The organism is Planomonospora corallina (assembly GCF_042650625.1).
In the GTDB taxonomy this organism is placed as follows: Bacteria; Actinomycetota; Actinomycetes; order Streptosporangiales; family Streptosporangiaceae; genus Planomonospora_B; species Planomonospora_B corallina.
Genome location: NZ_JBHSBM010000005.1, coordinates 242,728 through 260,210, shown reverse-complemented (window position 1 = coordinate 260,210; position 17,483 = coordinate 242,728). Strand labels below are relative to the sequence as shown.

Annotated in this window: 19 protein-coding genes and 1 pseudogene; 11 read left to right on the top strand and 9 right to left on the bottom strand. The window is 73.7% G+C overall.

The window, feature by feature from the left end:
- The first annotated feature begins 105 nt into the window (after positions 1-105).
- Both ACFOWE_RS01810 and ACFOWE_RS01805 read left to right on the top strand, forming a co-directional pair.
- Positions 106-1,482 (top strand): hypothetical protein, encoded by a 1,377-nt coding sequence (locus ACFOWE_RS01810; RefSeq protein WP_377284966.1) that lies wholly within the window; start codon positions 106-108, stop codon positions 1,480-1,482.
- 67 nt (positions 1,483-1,549) lie between these two features.
- Positions 1,550-3,133, top strand: coding sequence for a Na+/H+ antiporter (locus ACFOWE_RS01805; protein WP_377284965.1), 1,584 nt, complete (start codon positions 1,550-1,552; stop codon positions 3,131-3,133).
- A 102-nt stretch (positions 3,134-3,235) separates the two neighbouring features.
- Here ACFOWE_RS01805 and ACFOWE_RS01800 read toward each other — a convergent pair whose 3' ends face one another.
- Complete coding sequence (locus ACFOWE_RS01800; protein ID WP_377284964.1) at positions 3,236-3,493, bottom strand: ubiquitin carboxyl-terminal hydrolase 14; 258 nt, start codon at positions 3,491-3,493, stop codon at positions 3,236-3,238.
- Positions 3,494-3,727: 234 nt separating this feature from the next.
- Here ACFOWE_RS01800 and ACFOWE_RS01795 point away from each other — a divergent pair, with 234 nt between their 5' ends.
- From ACFOWE_RS01795 to ACFOWE_RS01780, 4 genes are all read left to right on the top strand, one after another.
- Positions 3,728-4,126, top strand: coding sequence for a hypothetical protein (locus ACFOWE_RS01795; protein WP_377284963.1), 399 nt, complete (start codon positions 3,728-3,730; stop codon positions 4,124-4,126).
- 83 nt (positions 4,127-4,209) lie between these two features.
- The gene (locus ACFOWE_RS01790) at positions 4,210-4,551 is read left to right on the top strand and encodes a YidH family protein (protein ID WP_377284962.1); all 342 of its coding nucleotides are present in this window, start codon (positions 4,210-4,212) and stop codon (positions 4,549-4,551) included.
- Positions 4,548-5,024 carry a DUF202 domain-containing protein gene (locus ACFOWE_RS01785; RefSeq protein ID WP_377284961.1) on the top strand — a complete coding sequence of 159 codons (477 nt, stop codon included), beginning with the start codon at positions 4,548-4,550 and terminating at the stop codon, positions 5,022-5,024. Before ACFOWE_RS01790 ends, ACFOWE_RS01785 begins: the two co-directional genes overlap by 4 nt.
- Positions 5,025-5,099: 75 nt before the next feature.
- A complete protein-coding gene (locus ACFOWE_RS01780) occupies positions 5,100-5,972 on the top strand; it encodes an alpha/beta fold hydrolase (RefSeq protein ID WP_377284960.1) in 873 nt (290 codons plus the stop codon).
- 39 nt (positions 5,973-6,011) lie between these two features.
- Here the strand turns inward: ACFOWE_RS01780 and ACFOWE_RS01775 are convergent, their stop codons facing one another.
- The 4 genes from ACFOWE_RS01775 to ACFOWE_RS01760 all read right to left on the bottom strand — a co-directional run bounded on the left by ACFOWE_RS01775 (position 6,012) and on the right by ACFOWE_RS01760 (position 7,883).
- On the bottom strand, positions 6,012-6,305 hold the full coding sequence (locus ACFOWE_RS01775; RefSeq protein ID WP_377284959.1) for a hypothetical protein: 294 nt from the start codon (positions 6,303-6,305) through the stop codon (positions 6,012-6,014).
- Between the two features lie 107 nt (positions 6,306-6,412).
- Positions 6,413-7,027, bottom strand: coding sequence for a signal protein (locus ACFOWE_RS01770; RefSeq protein WP_377284958.1), 615 nt, complete (start codon positions 7,025-7,027; stop codon positions 6,413-6,415).
- 173 nt (positions 7,028-7,200) lie between these two features.
- Positions 7,201-7,587: a VOC family protein gene (locus ACFOWE_RS01765; RefSeq protein ID WP_377284992.1), complete on the bottom strand. Its 387-nt coding sequence runs from the start codon at positions 7,585-7,587 to the stop codon at positions 7,201-7,203.
- On the bottom strand, positions 7,587-7,883 hold the full coding sequence (locus ACFOWE_RS01760; protein ID WP_377284957.1) for an ArsR/SmtB family transcription factor: 297 nt from the start codon (positions 7,881-7,883) through the stop codon (positions 7,587-7,589). Before ACFOWE_RS01760 ends, ACFOWE_RS01765 begins: the two co-directional genes overlap by 1 nt.
- Positions 7,884-8,038: 155 nt before the next feature.
- Between ACFOWE_RS01760 and ACFOWE_RS01755 the strand changes: the two are divergent.
- Positions 8,039-8,119, top strand: a pseudogene (locus ACFOWE_RS01755) (DUF1508 domain-containing protein); the annotation flags it as partial.
- A gap of 278 nt (positions 8,120-8,397) precedes the next feature.
- On the opposite strand, the gene ACFOWE_RS01750 reads toward ACFOWE_RS01755, so the two are convergent.
- Entirely contained in the window at positions 8,398-9,516 is a 1,119-nt protein-coding gene (locus ACFOWE_RS01750) for a ferritin-like domain-containing protein (RefSeq protein ID WP_377284956.1), read from the bottom strand.
- A 92-nt stretch (positions 9,517-9,608) separates the two neighbouring features.
- On the opposite strand from ACFOWE_RS01750, the gene ACFOWE_RS01745 reads away from it, so the two are divergent.
- On the top strand, positions 9,609-10,250 hold the full coding sequence (locus tag ACFOWE_RS01745) for a TetR/AcrR family transcriptional regulator (RefSeq protein ID WP_377284955.1): 642 nt from the start codon (positions 9,609-9,611) through the stop codon (positions 10,248-10,250).
- Between the two features lie 226 nt (positions 10,251-10,476).
- Here ACFOWE_RS01745 and ACFOWE_RS01740 read toward each other — a convergent pair whose 3' ends face one another.
- Positions 10,477-10,953, bottom strand: coding sequence for an aggregation-promoting factor C-terminal-like domain-containing protein (locus ACFOWE_RS01740; protein WP_377284954.1), 477 nt, complete (start codon positions 10,951-10,953; stop codon positions 10,477-10,479).
- 510 nt (positions 10,954-11,463) lie between these two features.
- Here ACFOWE_RS01740 and ACFOWE_RS01735 point away from each other — a divergent pair.
- Positions 11,464-11,949: a glutathione peroxidase gene (locus ACFOWE_RS01735; RefSeq protein ID WP_377284953.1), complete on the top strand. Its 486-nt coding sequence runs from the start codon at positions 11,464-11,466 to the stop codon at positions 11,947-11,949.
- Between the two features lie 121 nt (positions 11,950-12,070).
- On the opposite strand, the gene ACFOWE_RS01730 is transcribed toward ACFOWE_RS01735, so the two are convergent.
- The gene (locus ACFOWE_RS01730; protein WP_377284952.1) at positions 12,071-13,057 is read right to left on the bottom strand and encodes a LacI family DNA-binding transcriptional regulator; all 987 of its coding nucleotides are present in this window, start codon (positions 13,055-13,057) and stop codon (positions 12,071-12,073) included.
- A gap of 179 nt (positions 13,058-13,236) precedes the next feature.
- Here ACFOWE_RS01730 and ACFOWE_RS01725 point away from each other — a divergent pair, with 179 nt between their 5' ends.
- A complete protein-coding gene (locus ACFOWE_RS01725; protein ID WP_377284951.1) occupies positions 13,237-14,457 on the top strand; it encodes an ABC transporter ATP-binding protein in 1,221 nt (406 codons plus the stop codon).
- A 290-nt stretch (positions 14,458-14,747) separates the two neighbouring features.
- Here the strand turns inward: ACFOWE_RS01725 and ACFOWE_RS01720 are convergent, their stop codons facing one another.
- On the bottom strand, positions 14,748-15,500 hold the full coding sequence (locus ACFOWE_RS01720) for an SDR family NAD(P)-dependent oxidoreductase (RefSeq protein WP_377284950.1): 753 nt from the start codon (positions 15,498-15,500) through the stop codon (positions 14,748-14,750).
- A gap of 203 nt (positions 15,501-15,703) precedes the next feature.
- On the opposite strand from ACFOWE_RS01720, the gene ACFOWE_RS01715 reads away from it, so the two are divergent.
- Positions 15,704-17,483: patatin-like protein (locus ACFOWE_RS01715; RefSeq protein WP_377284949.1), on the top strand; the 1,780-nt coding region annotated here is incomplete at its 3' end.

Here is a 17,483-nt window from a genome sequence, read left to right as displayed (position 1 = left end):
CCGCGGGTGTCCGCGGGGTTGAGGATGGGGATGGGAAGACGGGTTCGGTAGGGTTTCCTGAGGTCGAGTGGACGAATAAAGGCTGGTTAAAGCACGATGTCTTCCATGTCGGAAGTTGTCCCGCTGCCGTCGTTCGGCGAAGTGTTCTTTGACGAGCGTGGCCAGGAGCGGGTGCTCCGGGTCACCTGGCACGACGGCACGCTGGTGCTGAGCCTGTGGCGCGGTGAGATGTGCACCGCGAGTTTCCGCATGCCCCTGGACGACGTCGCCCGCCTGGTGGACACCCTCGACGAGGGCTTCGTCGAGGCCGGCGGACGCTACCCGGACGAGGTGGACGAGGAGGGCGGCGGCGCCGCGCCCGCTCCCGCTCCCGCTCCCGCGGGGCACGCCGAGTACCCGGACCCCGCGTCGCTCCCGGGCACCGGGCAGTACGCCCGGCCCCGGCCCGAGGACTACGCCCAGCCCGCCCAGCCGCAGCACTACACCGACCCGGCGGCCACCCAGGTCTCCGCGCCGGTGGAGGAGCCGCGCCCGGCCGCCGCGCTCGGCCCCAACGACGTCCTCGTGGCGCGGGGCAGCGTGCCTCCGGCGGACGCCGCGCCGGGCCGCTCTCCGGGGTACGGCCCGGCCGACGTGGTCCCGCCCGAGAACATGATCGTCGGGGATTCCCTGCCCTCCGCGGGGCCCGCGTCCTGGCCGCAGCCGGGCGAGCAGCCGTACCAGGTGCCCGAGGAGCCCTACGGCGGCAGGCAGGCGGGGCAGTCCGACCTGTTCACTCCGGCGGGTCCGCCGGGCGCGGACCCGTTCGCGCCGGCGGCGCACCGGCAGCCCGACGCCTACGGGCAGCCCGACCCTTACGCGCAGCCTGACGCCTACGCGCAGGCCGACCCCTACGCGCAGACCCAGCAGGCCGACCTCTTCACACCCGCCGCGTCGCAGCCCGACCCCTACGAGGGCAGGCAGGCCGGGCAGTCCGACCTGTTCACTCCGGCGGGTCCGCCGGGCGCGGACCCGTTCGCGCCGGCGGCGCACCGGCAGCCCGACGCCTACGGGCAGCCCGACCCTTACGCGCAGCCTGACGCCTACGCGCAGGCCGACCCCTACGCGCAGACCCAGCAGGGCGACCGGTTCGGTCCGCCGCACTCCGACGGCTTCCCCGCCCAGGCGCAGTCCACCGATCCCTACGGCATCCCGCCGGTCGACCGCGACCCCTACGGCTACCCGCCCCCGGCCCAGCCCGACCCCTACGCGTTCGGCGACCGGCAGGCCCCGGCGCCCGGCCACGCGGCCGACCCGTACGGCATGCCGCCCGCCTACGACCAGCAGGGCGTGGACCCCCACGACCCGCTCAACCTCCGCGGGCAGCAGCATCCCGAGCAGCGCATGTCCCGCCCCTACGTCCAGGACCAGCCCCACTCCACCGGGGAGCGGCTCCGCCCCGAGCAGGGCTACGACGAGCGGGGCGAACGCCGCGAGTGGTGACCTCCGGGTGACCCTCGGGACCGGCGGCCGGGGCCGCCTCCCCGGGCTCTCCTGACAGGCGGAGCGGATGGACCAGTCGACGGCGCTGCACCTGCTGGTCGTTCCGGCGGTGGCGGTCACGGTGGCCGCCGTGTCCAGGCGCCGGGGGTGGCCGGCGCCGCTGATCCTCGTCCTGGCCGGGCTGGCGCTCTCCCCGTTCGTGCCGGGGTACGCGCTGGATCCCGAGATCGTCCTGCTGGTGCTCCTGCCGCCGCTGCTGTACTCCGCCGCGATCGACAGCTCCTACCTGGGACTCAAGTCCGTCCGCAGGCCCGTCCTGCTGCTCTCGGTCGGGCTGGTGCTGTTCAGCACGCTGGTGATCGGCTGGGTGACCCACCTGCTCCTGCCGGATCTGCCGATGGCAGCGGCCTTCGTGCTGGGCGCGGTCGTGGCGCCGCCCGACGCGGTCGCCGCGGTGGCGGTGGCCCGCAGGCTGGGGCTGCCCCGCAGAGTGATCACCATCCTGGTGGGGGAGAGCCTGTTCAACGACGCCACCGCGCTCACCGCCTACCGGGTCGCGGTCGCCGCGGTGATGGGAGAGGGGATCACCTGGCTGGGCGCGCTGGGCCGGTTCGCCTACGCGGCCGCGGGCGGCGCGGTGGTCGGCCTGGTGCTCGCGTGGCTGCTGTCGAAGGCGTTGCGGGCGCTGCGGGACGCGCTGGTCGAGAACACCGTCCTGCTGCTGACCCCGTTCGGGGCCTACCTCGCCGCCGAGCTCGCGCACGCCTCCGGAGTGGTCTCCGTGGTGGTCGTCGGCCTCTACGTCGGCCACCGCCTGCCGCGCAGCGGCTTCGGCACCCGGCTGATGTCCGGCACCGTCTGGAAGATCATGGACTTCTTCCTGGAGTCGATCGTCTTCGCGCTGATCGGACTGCAGATGTGGCCGATCGTCGACGCGATCGACTGGTCGCACCCGCTGGAGCCGGTCGGCATGGCGCTGGCCGTCTTCGCCGCCGCGGTCCTGGCCCGGGCCGTCTGGGTGGTGCCCTCCCTCTACTTGCCGCGTCTCCTCTCCCGGAGCGTCCGCGGCCGCGAGGCCGGACCTCCCTCCTGGCGGAACGCCGCCGTCATCTCCTGGGCGGGGATGCGCGGTGTGGTCTCCCTGGCCGCGGCCTTCGCCATCCCGGAGGACTTCCCCGAGCGGCCGACGCTGCTCTTCCTCACCTTCACGGTGGTGATCGGCACGCTCCTGGTCCAGGGGCTGTCGTTCCCCGCGCTGATCCGGTGGCTGAGGGTCTCCAACGAGCAGGAGGCCTTCGCCGACGACCTGGCGGAGGCGGCGGCGCAGCAGGCGGCGGCCTCGGCCGCGCTCGCCCGGCTGGAGGAGTTGCTGGAAGAGGGGGTCCCCGACGTGCACCGGGAGGTCGTGGAGCAGTTGCGGCTGCGGACCGAGCGCCGGGCCCTCACCGCCTGGGAGCGGCTCGGCGGGGGCACCGGCCCCGGAGGCGAGGAGACGCCCGCCACGGTCTACCGCCGGCTCCGCAGGGAGATGCTGGCCGCCGAGCGCGAAGTGCTCGTCCGGTTCCGCGACGAGCGGCGCATCGACGACGAGGTGCTCCGCCGGGCCATGATCGAGATCGACTTCGAGGAGGCCACCCTGGGGCGCGCCTGACCGTCCGCGCGGGCGGGGACACGGCCGGGCCGGGGGCGGTGCGGCGAGCCGGGCGGGCGGGAGGCACGACGGGCCGGGCGGACGGGGACCGAGGTCCCGGCCTCAGCCGAGGATCCGGTCCACGTAGCACCAGCGCCAGGTCTCGCCCGGCTGGAACGAGGAGATGACCGGGTGGCCCTCCCGCTCGTAGTGGGCGGTGGCGTGCCTGCCCGGCGAGGAGTCGCAGCAGCCGATGTGCCCGCAGGCCAGGCAGCGGCGCAGGTGCACCCAGCCGCGGCCCTCCGCCAGGCACTCCTCGCAGCCTTCGGGCGTGCGCGCCGGCGGGTCCTGGGCCTCACCGAGATGCAGGCAGGTCGTCATGGTCCTCCCTCCGCCGGCGTCCGGGACACCGGTCCTCACGGGGCACGTCCGGGGACGCCGGTCCCCGTGGGCGGGGCCGGATCCCGCTCCGCCGGTCCCCGTGGGCGGGGCCGGATCCCGCTCCGCCGGTCCCCGTGGGCGGGGCCGGATCCCGCTCCGCCGCGTTCCCCGCATCCCTACCCGTCCCCAGTACGGTACCGGCCACGCAGCCGGAGCGTTGGGTAGAGTCGGGGCATGCGACCTCTTCCGCGACGGACCCTTCCCCTCGCCGCCGCCCTGGCCGCGGCCATCCTCACCACCGGCTGCTCCGAGCTCCAGGAGGTGAGCGACGGCATCGACAAGGCCCAGCAGTGCATCGAGGCCGCCGGTGTCGTCACCGAGACCATGTCGAAGGTCGCGAGCACGATCCAGGACCCCGCCGCGATGGAGCAGGCGCTGAACGACGGGGCCGCCAAGCTCGGCGACCTGGCGGACAAGGCCGCCAACACCTCCCTGAAGGAGGCCGCCGACGGCGTGGCGGGCACCCTGGAGGGCTTCAACGTGCAGAACGCCAACGACGCCGTCGACGCGGCGCAGAAGGTCGCCGCCGACGGGGTGAAGTGGGTCGAGCAGCTCACCAACGCCTGCGGCTGACGCCGTCTCCGCCCCCGGAGCCCGGGGGCGTCCCGCAATCCCGGTTTCTCAAGGGGAAATGTCGCTGAACTAGCGTCGCTTCCATGGACGCCCCCGAGAAGGAGCCGGATCCCCGGTTCACGCTGGCGAACGAACGCACCTTCCTGACCTGGCTCAGCACCTCGCTCGCGCTGACGGCGGGCGGCGTCGCCATGGCGGCCGTCTCACCCGACGTGTTCGTGCCCTGGATGCGCACCCTGCTCGCCGTCGTCCTGGTCTCCCTGTCCGCGCTGGCCGCCGCGCTGGCCTATCCGCGCTGGCGCAAGGTCCAGCGGGCCCTGCGCACCGGCACGCCCCTCCCGCCGCCCGCCCTCGCCGCCCTGTTCGGGTACGGCGTGGCGGCCGTGGCCGTGCTGGCGCTCGTGCTCATCCTGACGGCCCGATGACGGCTCCCCGGAGGCGTTCCGCCGGATCCGGCCCGAACCCCGGCCCGAACCGAGGGGCCGGCGGGGGCGGACGGCCGGAGCGCCGGAGCGCCGGGAGACCGGGCGCGGCAGGGCGGGCGGCACGGGAGCCGGGCGCGGCGGGGCGGGCGGCGACCGAGCTCTGGGACGAGGGCCTGCAGAGCGAGCGGACCCGGCTGGCCTGGGTCCGCACCGCCACCGTGCTGGCCGCCGGTGGCCTGGGGCTGGGCGGGATGGCCCTGCGCGCCGGGGCCGGCCCGGCCGTCGCCGCCCTGTTCGTGCTGGCGGCCCTGGGCGGGGCCGTCCTGCTGGCCCGCACGGACGTGCGCTACCGCCGCGTCCAGGAGGCCCTGCACGCGGGCCGCCCCCTGGACGAGCGCACCGACGCGCTCCTCGCCTGGCTCGGCACCCTCGCCGCCGTCACGGGCGCCCTCGTCTTCGTCCTGTCCCGGTAGCTCCGCACGCAGGCCCTTCGACACGGGCGGACGCCCGCCGTACTGAACGGCCGGATCCCGGGAAGCACAGACGGAATGTTCGAGGACTTCGCCGACGAGCGCGTCGACGCGGAAGGAGTGGAACTGCGGGTACGGCACGGCGGATCCGGGCCGCCGGTGCTGCTCCTGCACGGTCATCCCCGCACTCACGCCACCTGGCACCGCGTCGCCCCGCTGCTCGCCGGCGGCTTCACCGTCGTCTGCCCCGACCTGCGCGGCTACGGCCGCTCGGGCAAACCGCCGAGCACGCCCGGCCACGAGCCCTACTCCAAGCGGGCCATGGCCCGCGACTGCGTGGCGCTGATGCGCGCCCTCGGGCACGAGCGCTTCGCGGTCGTCGGCCACGACCGGGGCGCCTACGTGGCCCAGCGCCTGGCGTCGGACCATCCGCAGGCCGTGACCCGCGCGGTGGTGCTCGACGCCGTGCCGATCGGCGAGGCGCTCGCGCGCTGCGACGTGACGTTCGCGAGGAGGTGGTGGCACTGGTTCTTCCTCGGCCAGACGGACAAGTCCGCCGAGCGCGTGATCAGCGCCGACCCCGACGCCTGGTACCGCGTCGATCCCGAGGCGATGGGGGAGGAGGCCTACGAGGATCTCCGCCGGGCGCTCCACGACCCGGAGACCGTGCACGCGATGTGCGAGGACTACCGGGCGGGGCTCGGCGTCGACCGGGCCGCCGACGACGCCGACCGCGCGGCGGGACGCCGGATCCGCTGTCCTCTCCTCGTGCTCTGGGCGACCCGCGACGACATGGAGGAGCTCTACGGTGACGTGCTCGCGGTCTGGCGCGACTGGGCCGTCGACGTGCGGGGCGGTCCGATCGAGAGCGGGCACCACATGGCCGAGGAGGTCCCGGAACGGCTCGCGGCCGAACTACGCGCCTTCCTGGGGCCCGGGTACCCGGGATGACACCCCCGGATCCGCGGAAGGCTGCCGGGACGGGGACGCTCAGCGGGGCAGGCGGGCGGCGGTCTCCTCGGTCAGCCGGAGCAGGACCGGGATGAGGTCCGGGCGTTCCTGGAGCAGCTCCTCCAGCCGTGCCCGCCAGGTGCCCGCCTCGGCGGACACCGCGTCCGCCCTCCGCTGGAGGCGCAGGCGCGTCCGGGCCAGGCTCTCCTGGTACGCGGCTCCGAGGCGGCGCCCGACCTCGTCGGTGAGCCACCAGTAGACGTCGCACTCCGCCGCGGCGACGAACACGCGCGCACTGTCCCAGGCCGTGCGGGGCCGGTGGATGACACCCATGGCCGGACGGTACGCCCGGCCCGGCCCTCCGGCAAGGCCGTACGGCTGGATTCCCCGTGCCCGCCGGCCTGTGCTCGCCGGCCCGTGCCCGCCGCGCCGCGGGCCGGTCACGCCCGCGGTGCGGCGGTCACGGCGAGCGTGTAGTCGACGCCTGTCGTGAAGTCCTCCGAGGCACCCCGGAGGACCAGCGTGTGCTCGCCGGGCGCCAGCGGCGGCAGCCGTACCCACAGGCCGCAGGCGTGGTAGTCCTGGCTCCCGGAGGTCCCGGTCAGGGGGTTCCCCTCGACCCCGGTCACGGAGACGCCGTCGCTCTCGAGGCGCTCGGGCGTGACCGCGTTCCCGTCGAGGACCGCCGAACCCTCGGCCGAGGCCATGAACGACGCGCAGGACACCCGGTCGCCCACCAGGTTCACCAGCGGGACGACGATGGGGCGGCCCGCGGGGACGGCGCACGTCCGCGTGACCGTGCCGCCGAAGGTCCCGGCCAGGAACCAGACGTCGTCCGGCTGGTTCCGGTCGCAGAACCGCCCGGTCGGATCCGCCACCGGGTTGGTCTTCTCCGGCTCGGACGACGCCCAGGTCCACCAGCGCCCCTGGACCTCCTCGACCGGGGAGGGGAGGGGGCCGTCGCCCGCCACGGGGTGCGTGGTGGTTCCGCAGCCGGAGGAGATCGTGACGAGTGCAACGGTCAGAAGGGGCATGGCCAGACGTCTGATGATCATTCCGGCATCTTATGGGCCCGCCGCCTCATGACCTCCCCGCCGTCCGGTGGCGTCTGCGCGGGCCGCGCCGTCCGCGCCGTCCGCGCCGTCCGCGCCGGCCGCGACCGGCGACCCACCGGATCCGACCGACGGCGAACCGGCCGGCCCCGATGCCCGCCGGCGGGGGCGGGCGACTACTTCATGGTGGCGATCTGGATCAGGTTGCCGCAGGTGTCGTCGAAGACGGCGGTGACCACCGGGCCGAGGTCGGTCGCGTCCTGGGTGAACTCGACGCCCAGCCCTTTGAGCCGCTCGACCTCGGCGTACACGTCGTCGACGGCGAACTGGGTGAACGGGATGCCGTCGGTGACCAGGGCCTCCTTGAACGGACCCGCCGCCGGGTGGCCGTCCGGCTCCAGGAGCAGCTCGACGCCGTCCGGATCGGCGGGGGAGACCACGGTGAGCCATCGGGCTCCACCGGCGGGCACGTCGGTCTTCTTGACGAACCCCAGCTTCTCGGTGTAAAAGGCCAGCGCCTTGGCCTGGTCGTCGACGAGCACGCTGGTGATGTTGATGCGGATCACGGGTCCGTTCCCTCTCGGTAGATGGGCCACCGCTCGACGATCGAGCGCAGCGGGCCCGTGTCGATGTGGTGGAACTTGTACCGGCCCTGCCGCCGGGTGTGCACCAGGCCGGCCTGCTCGAGCACTGCGAGGTGCTGCGAGATGGCCTGGCGGGAGGAGGCCAGGCCGTGCTTCATGGTCAGTCGGCCGCAGATCTCGAACAGCGTCTGGCCGTCCTTGTCGGTCAGCTCGTCCAGGATGATGCGCCGTGTCGCGTCGCCGATGGCCTTGAACAGATCGGGGTCGGCGTCCATGGACACCACTATGGGCAAGCCGCCACTTGCATGTCAAGGAGGGGGACCGCCCGGGTCTTCGGCTGTCATGTCGCGGCCGGGGGCGTATAGAGCGCGTCGTCCCGGGAAAAGGCAGTGCATTCATCCGGTGGATCGTCTGGAAGAAAGGTCATGGGATGGCTGCGCGGTACGTTCTGAAGAAGACCTCGGCCGGGTTCCGCTTCAACCTGGTGGCGGGGAACGGTGAGATCATCGCGACCAGTGAGTCGTACGCCACCAAGTCGGGCGCTGAAGGGCATCGAGGCGGTCAAGGCCAACGCCGGGGCGCCGGTCGACGACCAGAGCGGCCAGTAGGCCGGGCGGGCTCCGTCGTTCCCGTCCGCCGGGGCCGCGGTGTCGCGGTGCCGTGCACCCCGCCGCGGCCCTGGCGGTCCCCGCCGGAGGGAGGGCGCGCAGGTCCGTTCCCTCCGGTCCGGAGCCCACGCCCGGGAGCGCGGGCGCGACCCGGTCCCGGAGGCCGTCCGCCGAGGCGGGGTCAGGAGTCGGCGGCGCCGAGGGCGATGGTGTCGGCGACCTCGGCGTGGCGCTCGGCCTCCTCGGCGGCGAAGCGCTCGGCGTCGATCTTGTCGGCGATCTCCTCGTCCTGCCGCATCAGCGCGTCCAGGCTCTGCCCGGCCATCTCCAGCACGCCCATGTCGGCGTACGCCTGCTGCAGGCGGGGGCTCCACAGCCCGATGTCCTTGACGCAGGGGACGATGCGGCTGAACAGCAGGGAGCGGAAGAGGCGCAGGTACTCGGAGTGCTCGACGGCCTCCATGGCCTCGGCGACCTCCGCCCTGCTCAGGCCGAGGTTCTCCCAGGTCTCCCTGCCGCGCAGGCGGTCGCGCATCAGGTAGCAGCCCTCGATGACGAAGTCCTCGCGCTCGCGCAGCTCGCTCTCGCCGAGACCGCGGTAGTAGTCGCGCAGCGCCATGCGGCCGAAAGCGACGTGCCGGGCCTCGTCCTGCATCACGTAGGCGAGGATCTGCTTGGGCAGCGGCATGGTCGTGACGTCGCGCAGCACGCCGAAGGCGGCCAGGGCCAGGCCCTCGATGAGCACCTGCATGCCGAGGTAGGGCATGTCCCAGCGGGAGTCGCTCAGCGTGCTGTCCAGCAGCGCCTTGAGGTGCTCGTTGATGGGGTAGACGAGGCCGACCTTCTCCTGCAGGAAGCGGGCGTAGGTCTCGGCGTGCCGGGCCTCGTCCATGGTCTGCGTGGCCGCGTAGAACTTGGAGTCCAGGTCGGGGACCGACTCGACGATCCGGGCCGAGCAGATCATCGCGCCCTGCTCACCGTGGAGGAACTGGGAGAACTGCCAGGCCGCGGTGTGCCGGCGGACCTCCTTGCGCTGCCGGTCGCCCATCCGCTCCCAGAGCCGGGTGCCGTGGATGGCGATGGTGGTGTCGGGCAGGCCGAGCACGTTGTGCGGGTCCACCTCGAGGTCCCAGTCGATGCGCTTGGCCGAGTCCCACTGCTTGTCCTTGCCCTTCTGGTAGAGGGCCAGCATGCGGTCTCGGCCGTCGTCGTACTCCCAGGTGAAGCGGGCGGCGCCGGTGGCCTCCACGTCCCACGTGGAGAGCTCGGCCGGGATCGTGTAGAGATCGTGCGTCGACATGCGGCCTCCAAGGGGACGTACACCGTACGTATATGCTCGGAGCGTCGCACGTACGGTGTACGTCCGTCAATGGCCTGAAGGAGAATGGGACCATGTCCGCCGAGCCGCTGTCCCGTCCCCGCATCGTCGCCGCCGCCATCGACCTGATCGAGCGCGAGGGCGCCGACGCGGTCTCCATGCGCAGGATCGCGGCGGACCTGGGGGTGGGCGTCATGTCGCTCTACAACCACGTGCCCAGCAAGGCCGCCCTCCTCGACGCGGTGGCCGAGACCGTGCTGTCGGAGATCGAGTTCACCGACGACCCCGGCGCCGACTGGGCCGACCGCGTCCGCATGCAGGCGCGGGCGTTCCGGCAGATCGCCCACCACTACCCCCGCTGCACGATGGTGGTGGTCAGCCGCCAGCTCAAGTCGACCGCCGGGCTGCTCCCGGTGGAGCGGGCGCTCGCCACGCTCCGCAGCGCCGGGTTCGACGGCGCGGAGGCGGTGCGCATCCTGCGCATGTTCATCGCCTACATCGTGGGCTCGCTGCTGCGCGAGGTCGGCGTCACCCCGACCTTCGCCCCGGTCCACCACCTGCAGGTGGACGCCGGGAAGGTGGACCCCGTGCTTTTCCCCGAGACCAGCTCCCTCCTCCCCGAGCTGGGCGTGTGCGACCACGACGCCGAGTTCGAGTTCGGGCTGGAGCTGCTCATCGGGGCCATCGCCTCGGCGCGCGGGCCGCGCGGGCGATAGGACGGCGCCGCGGCGGGCTCCGGTGTGGTGACGGTGTGGTGACGGTGTGGTGACGGTGTGGTGACGGTGTGGTGCTGCGGTGTGGGCGTGGTGACGGTGTGGTGCTGCGGCGTGGTGACGGCGCCGCCGGGACGGGGCGGCGGGCGGCGGGGGCGACGCCCGGGACCGGCCGCCCCGGGCGTCCACCGGAAGTGTGCCCTTCCCCTGGACACTTCCGGACTCGGGGTCAGTACCAGTTCGTCGACCGGAAATGACCCCAGGCACCGCACGGCGAGCCGTAGCGCTGCTTGATGTACCGCAGACCCCAGCGGATCTGCGTGACCGGGCTCGACCGCCAGTCCCTGCCGCTGTCGCTCATCTTCGAGCCCGGCAGTGCCTGGGGGATGCCGTAGGCGCCCGTGTAGCGGTTGCGCGCCCGGTGGTTCCAGTTGCTCTCCTTCGTCCAGAGGCTGTCCAGGCAGCGGAACTGGTCGTGGGACCACGCGCGGCGGGAGAGCAGGCGGAACGCGATCGCCTTGTTCCTGCCCTTCGTGGTCCTGGCCAGGGACCTCGGCCTGGGCCTGGCCTCGGTGGACCAGGTCGCCAGATGGACCCTCTCCGCCGTCCCCTCCACGGTCGTGTCCTCCACGGCCGTCGTGGGGGTCGCCTCGCTCGTGCCGGTGGCCGTGGAACCGACCACGGCGGAGGCGGCGACCACGGTCACGGCTGCGGTGCGTAAAGCGCGGTGACTGTCCAAGAACCGTCCTTTCGTAGGGCCGCGTGCGGGAGGCACGAGGGGGCGCCGTGACACCCCCGGTGTGCTTGTCGATCCCGCGTCCGTGGTTCGCACGAGGGATGCCCGCTGCTCCTCACCGGCATGGTTCCGGCAGGACGCCGCGGCGGTCTCTCTAGGCGGTTTCTAATACGCGGGGGGAAGGCCGGACGGCCGCTGCGACACGGGCAGGAAGGCTGTTTGCGTGATCTTCTCTGTCCCGGGGCGGTTCGGGGAGGTCCTGCTGACCGGCGGACGGACACCGAGGAGGCGAAGTGGCGTAAAGATCGCCCCGGTATGGGGTTTGGATCGCCTCCCTCCGTGGGAGCGCGGCCCTCTCAGCGCGTCCGCCCCGGCGCGTCGCCCCGCCGGTTCCCCCGCCGAGACCTGTGCCGAACCTCGCGCCGGGCCCCGTGCCGGCGTCCGTGCCTCCGCGGGGACAGGCCCGTTAGGCTGCACTTCATGAGCATTCGTGACATCCCCGTGCAGACCCTCGGCGGCGCTCCCACCACGCTGGCCGAACTGGCGGGCGACAAGTCCGTCCTCGTCGTGAACGTGGCCTCCAGGTGCGGCCTGACCCCACAGTACGCGGGATTGGTCCGCCTCCAGCAGACCTACGGCGGGCGCGGGTTCACCGTCGTCGGCGTGCCCTGCAACCAGTTCCTGGGCCAGGAGCCGGGCACGGCCGAGGAGATCCAGGAGTTCTGCGCGGCCAACTACGGGGTGGACTTCCCGCTGCTGGCCAAGAGCGAGGTCAACGGCGCGCAGCGCCACCCGCTCTACACGGAGCTGACGCAGGCCGCCGACGCGGAGGGGAAGGCGGGCGACGTGCAGTGGAACTTCGAGAAGTTCCTGGTCTCCCGTGAGGGGGAGGTGCTGGCGCGTTTCCGCCCGCAGACCGAGCCCGAGGACGAGGCGGTGCTGACCGCCATCGAGAAGTCCATCTGACGATCCCGGCGGCTCCGGCTCCGGCTCCGGCTCCGGCTCCGGCGCCGTCGGCCCGCCGTCCGGCCGCCTGTGGGTGCGGGGCCCGCCCGGTGGGGCGCGGACGAGCCGGGGGCGGGCCGGGTCAGGGGGCGCGCCGGGGTCCGCAGCTGCCCCTGACGATCAGCTCGGTGGGCAGCAGCACGCCGCGCGGCCGCCGCCCGCCCGCGCGCAGCACCAGCTCGGCCGCGCGGTAGCCGATGTCCTCGGCGGGCTGGGCGATCACGGTCAGCGGGGGAGCGCACAGCTCGGCCCAGGGCACGTCGTCGAACATGACCAGTGAGAGGTCCTTGGGCACCCGCAGGTCCAGCTCCCGGGCGGCGAGCACGGCGACCTCGCCCAGCAGGTTGCCGCCGGCCAGCACGGCGGTCAGGTCGGGGCGGCGCTGGAAGAGCCCGGCCGCCGCCGCGTAGGCGGAGTCGCGGCTGCCGCGGGCGGAGACGACGAGGTCCGGGTCCGCGAGCGCGCCCAGCGCCTCCAGGAACGCCGACACGCGCTGCTCCTGGCCGGGTCCGCCGAGATAGGCGATGTGCCGGTGGCCCAGTCCGGTCAGATAGTCCACCGCGGTCCGCACTCCGCCCCGGTCGTCGGCGAGCACGGTCGGCACGCCGCCGTGCCCGGGAGCGGAGCGGTGGGCGAACACCGTGGTGAGCCCGGCCCGCAGCGTCGGCGCCCAGACCTCCGCGTCCCCGGTGGGCACCGCGACCACCCGTTCCACGCCCTGCTCCAGCAGCATGCCGATCTGGTCGGCCTCGCGCTCGGGGTCGTCACCGGTGGTGCCCAGGACCACCGGCTCTCCGGCGGCGCGGGCGCAGGAGAGCACGCCGTCGGCCAGCCGGCCGTAGAAGCTGTCGGTGATGTCCGGCAGGAGCAGCCCGATCCCGCCCGCGCGCTGCTGGCGCAGGTTGCGCCCGAGCGCGCTGGGCCGGTAGTCGAGCTGCGTGGCGACGGCCAGCACCCGCTCCCTGGTCTCCGGGCTGGCCGAGCCGCCGGACAGGACCCTCGAGACCGTGGCCACCCCGACGCCCGCCGCCTCCGCCACATCCTTGATGGTCGCCCTGCGCACGTTCATGGAAACGATTCCATCATGCTTTCCGCTCGCGGTACAGCGCGGAGCGGTAACGGAAGTCCTGATTGGTGGCGGATATGGTCCTTTTACTTGACATAGGACCCTGGTTTCAGGTGAGATTCATGAAAACGTATCCACTGTCGGGCGAACGCGGGGTTGGCCCGAGGCGCTAAGGACGATCCATGGCATCCATCGTTCTCAACCAGGTCGACAAGATCTACGCAGGCGGCGTGAAAGCCGTGAACGGCCTCAACCTTGAGATCAAGGACGGCGAGTTCATGGTGCTGGTCGGCCCGTCCGGGTGCGGCAAGTCCACCGCGCTGCGCATGATCGCCGGCCTCGAGGACATCAGCGGGGGCGAGATCATCATCGGTGACCGGGTGGTCAACGACCTTCCGCCGAAGGACCGCGACATCGCCATGGTCTTCCAGAACTACGCGCTCTACCCGCACATGACCGTCGAGGAGAACCTCGCCTTCGGTCTGAAGCTCCGCAAGATGCCGAAGGCGGAGATCGCCAAGCGCGTCAACGAGGCCGCCAAGATGCTCGGCCTGGAGCAGTACCTCAAGCGCAAGCCGGCCGCCCTCTCCGGTGGTCAGCGCCAGCGTGTCGCCATGGGCCGCGCCATCGTGCGCGAGCCGCAGGCCTTCCTCATGGACGAGCCGCTGTCCAACCTGGACGCCAAGCTCCGCGTGTCCATGCGCGCCTCGCTCAACACGATGCACGAGCGCCTGGGGGTGACCACCGTCTACGTCACCCACGACCAGGTCGAGGCCATGACCCTCGGCGACCGGGTCTGCGTCCTGCGCGACGGCCTGCTCCAGCAGGTCGACACCCCGCAGAACCTCTTCGACAACCCGGTCAACCTCTTCGTCGCGGGCTTCATGGGCTCCCCGTCCATGAACTTCGTCAACGCCGAGCTGGTCCGCACCGAGGGCGGCGCCGCGGTGGCCTTCGCCGGCTACAAGCTGCCCGTCCCGGACATGACCTTCACCGAGAAGCCCGGCCTCGACCAGTACCTCGGCAAGAAGATCATCCTGGGCATCCGCCCCTCCGACTTCGAGGACTCCGTGGCCGCCAACGGCCACGCGGGCGGCTGGGTCCGCCTGCCGGTCCGCGCCGAGGTCACCGAGGAGCTGGGCTCCGAGATCAACGTGCTGTTCCTGATCGACGCCCCGCCGGTCCAGCACCAGGACACCGTCGCCGCCGCCGACGCCGGTGACGACGAGGACGCCACCCTCCCGCTGGTCGGCGACAAGTCGCTGTGGACCGCCCGCGTGAACGCCCGCAGCCACGTCCGCCCCGGCCAGAACATCGAGCTGGTCGTGGACACCCACAACCTGCACTTCTTCGACCCGGCCTCCGGCCTGGCGATCGGCCACCCCGCCAACGTGCGCGTCTGACCATCCCGGTAAGACCGACCGGGCCCGTGCCGCGACCCCCTCCCGCGGCACGGGCCCTTTCGCGTGCCGGCCGTACGGCGGGCGTGGGACCCGCACGAGGGGCGTGGGACCGGTACGGCGGGCGTGGGACGGTACGGCGGGCGTGGGACCGGTACGGCGGGCGTGGGACCGGTACGGCGGGCGTGGGACCGGTACGGCGGGCGCGGGGGCGCCGCCGGCCGGATGCCGCTCCCGCCGTTCCCGGGTCCGCCGCGCCGTTCCCGGGTCCGCCGCGCCGTTCCCGGGAGCCGCTACCTGCGGCCGATGCGCTGAGAGATGCGGGAGGTCAGGTTGAGCGGCAGGCGCCTCCCGACCGCGACGATCGCCTTGTAGCGCAGGTCGGGCACGCTCACCCGCACGCCGCGGGCCAGGTCGCGCATGGCCTCGTCGACGACGTCGTCCGCCGAGAGCCACAGGAAGCCGGGGATGTTGGACATGTTCATCGAGGCGCGCTGGTGGAACTCGGTGCGGACGAACCCCGGGCAGAGCGCCATCACCCGCACCCCGCTCCCGGCCGTCTCCATCGCCGCGGACTCGCTGAAGTTGACCACCCACGCCTTGGAGGCGCTGTAGGTGCCCCGGGTGAAGAACGCGGCCACCGAGGCCACGTTGACCACCGCGCCCCGGCCGCGCTCCCGCATCCCCGGCAGCGCGGCCAGGGTCAGCCGGAGCACCGCCTCGCAGTGCACCCGGAGCATGCGGACCTCGTCGGAGACCGGGACGTCGGGGAAGGAGCCGGCCAGGCCGAACCCGGCGTTGTTGACCAGCAGGTCGACGCCCTCGTGGAGCCGGCGTTCGACGGCGGCCAGGCCCTCGGGGTCGGCCAGGTCGGCTGGGAGCACCTCGGACTCCACGCCGTAGCGCAGACGCAGTTCCTCGGCGCGCTCGGCGAGGCGCTTCTCGTCGCGGGCCACCAGGACGAGGGAGAACCCGTCGGCGGCCAGGCGGCGGGCGAACGCGGCGCCGAGGCCGGCGGTCGTGCCCGTGATCAGTGCGGAAGGCATGTCCGGAGTCTATTGAACGGCCCGGCCGCGACCGTGCCGGGTCCGCCCACGCGGGAGGGGCGGGCAAAGAGGTGGTGAAATCCGCCCCCGGGAAGGGCCTGCTTTCCGGATGGGGCGCCGCGATCGCCACGGGAGCCGCGCGCGGGTCGGCTGTCATTGGGAGCGGCCGCCCGGCAGGGCGGACTCGATCCCCAGGGGGCGCGATGCAGGAACGGGACACGCCCGCCGCCGTTCCCGGCGACGACCGGGAGGACATCCGGCTCGCCGTCGTGCTGAACGGGGGCGTCAGCCTCGCGGTGTGGATGGGCGGGGTGACGGCCGAGATCAACCGGCTGGCCGCGAGCTCGCCCGGCGGCCCCGCGGACCCCGGCGGCCCGGACCCCGGCGGGCCCGCGGATCCGGGCGGCTCTGCGGATCCCGGCGGGCGGCCGGAGGTCTACCGGGAGCTGCTGGAGGCCGTGGAAGCGACCGTCCGGGTGGACGTGATCGCGGGCAGCTCGGCCGGGGGCGTCAACGGCGCCGCGCTGGCCTACGCCCAGGTGTACCGGGCCGACCTGCGGCGGCTGGGCCGGTTGTGGGCCGGGACCGGGTCACTGGCCGAGCTATTGCGCGTCCCGTTCGCCCCGCCCGCGCCCTCCCTGCTCCGCGGGGACGGCCACCTCCTGCCCGAGCTGGCCGGCGCGTTCGATCGGCTGGTCCCCGCCTCCCTGCGGCCGGACCGGTACGTCCCGCCCGCGGACCGGCCGCTCGACCTGATGATCACAGCGACCCTGATGGAGGGCGAGCAGGAGACGTTCTGCGACGACTTCGGCAACGGCATCACGGAGACCGACTCCGCGGCGGTGTTCCGTTTCACCCGGGACGCCGGCACGCCCCCGGAGGAGGACCCGTTCCACTTCGCCCACGACGCCGCCCGCCGCCTGGCGCTCGCCGCCCGGTGCACGGCCTCGTTCCCCGTCGCCTTCGAACCCGGCTTCGCCCCGGTCGGCGCCGAAGGGCCGGACGATCTCCACCCCGACCTGGGCGGGAGCGGGCGCCGGCCCGCCGTCGCCTCCTTCGCTCCGAGCCGCCACGTGCTGGACGGCGCCATCCTGCGGAACCGGCCCGTGGAACCGGCGCTGGAGGCGGTCTACCGGCAGCCCGCCGACCGCCAGGTGCGGCGGCTGCTGATGTACGTCAACCCCGACCCCGCCGCCGCCGTCCCCGAGCGGGCCGCGGACCCCGGCGATCCGCCGTCGCTCCGGGCCGTCCTGGAGACACTGGTCCGGCTCCCCTTCGAGCAGTCGGTCGCCGACGAGCTCCGGCGGATCCAGGAGGCCAACGCGCGCGTGCGCGCGGAGCGGGCGCGGCGGCCGGACCTGCTGGGAGCGCTGGACACCGGGCTCGCCGCCCGGTTGATGCCCGCCTGCGCGCGGGTCCGGACTCGTCGCGAGGCCGCCCGGATCCACGCCGCCGTGACGCGCCGTACGGCCCGGCGGGGGGAGGCGGAGGCCCGGCGTGAGGGGACGGCCTGGCGCGGAGGGGTTGCCTGGCGGGTGGAGGAGTTCGCCGAGGCGCTCGCCGGCCTGACCGGGCAGGACGTGGTCCGCCTCGTGCCCGCCGGGCTGCCGGGCGGATCCGGGCGCGGGCGGGCCGCCGCGGACTGGGACTGGGACTGGGACTGGGGTCTCGAGCCGGTCGAGCATCTCGGCCGGGTGGCCGTCGACGTCCTCAAACGTGCCATCTGGCTGGCGCCTCCGTCCGGCAGGGGGCTGCGCGCCCGGCTCCGGGGGCACAGGCGCGAGCTCCACGCGGCGCTCGCGGAGCTGGAGCGGGCCCGGCGGGCGGAGGAGGCGTTCTGGGCCGGCCGGGCCGGGCTGCTCCCCGCGCCGCCGACCGGCCCGTCCCTGCGCAGGCGGGTGCTGCGCGACTGGCTGGCCGGCGCGCTGGCCCGGACGGCGCCGGACGGCGGGCCGTCGGAGGCGGCGGAGGCGGGGGGGGGGC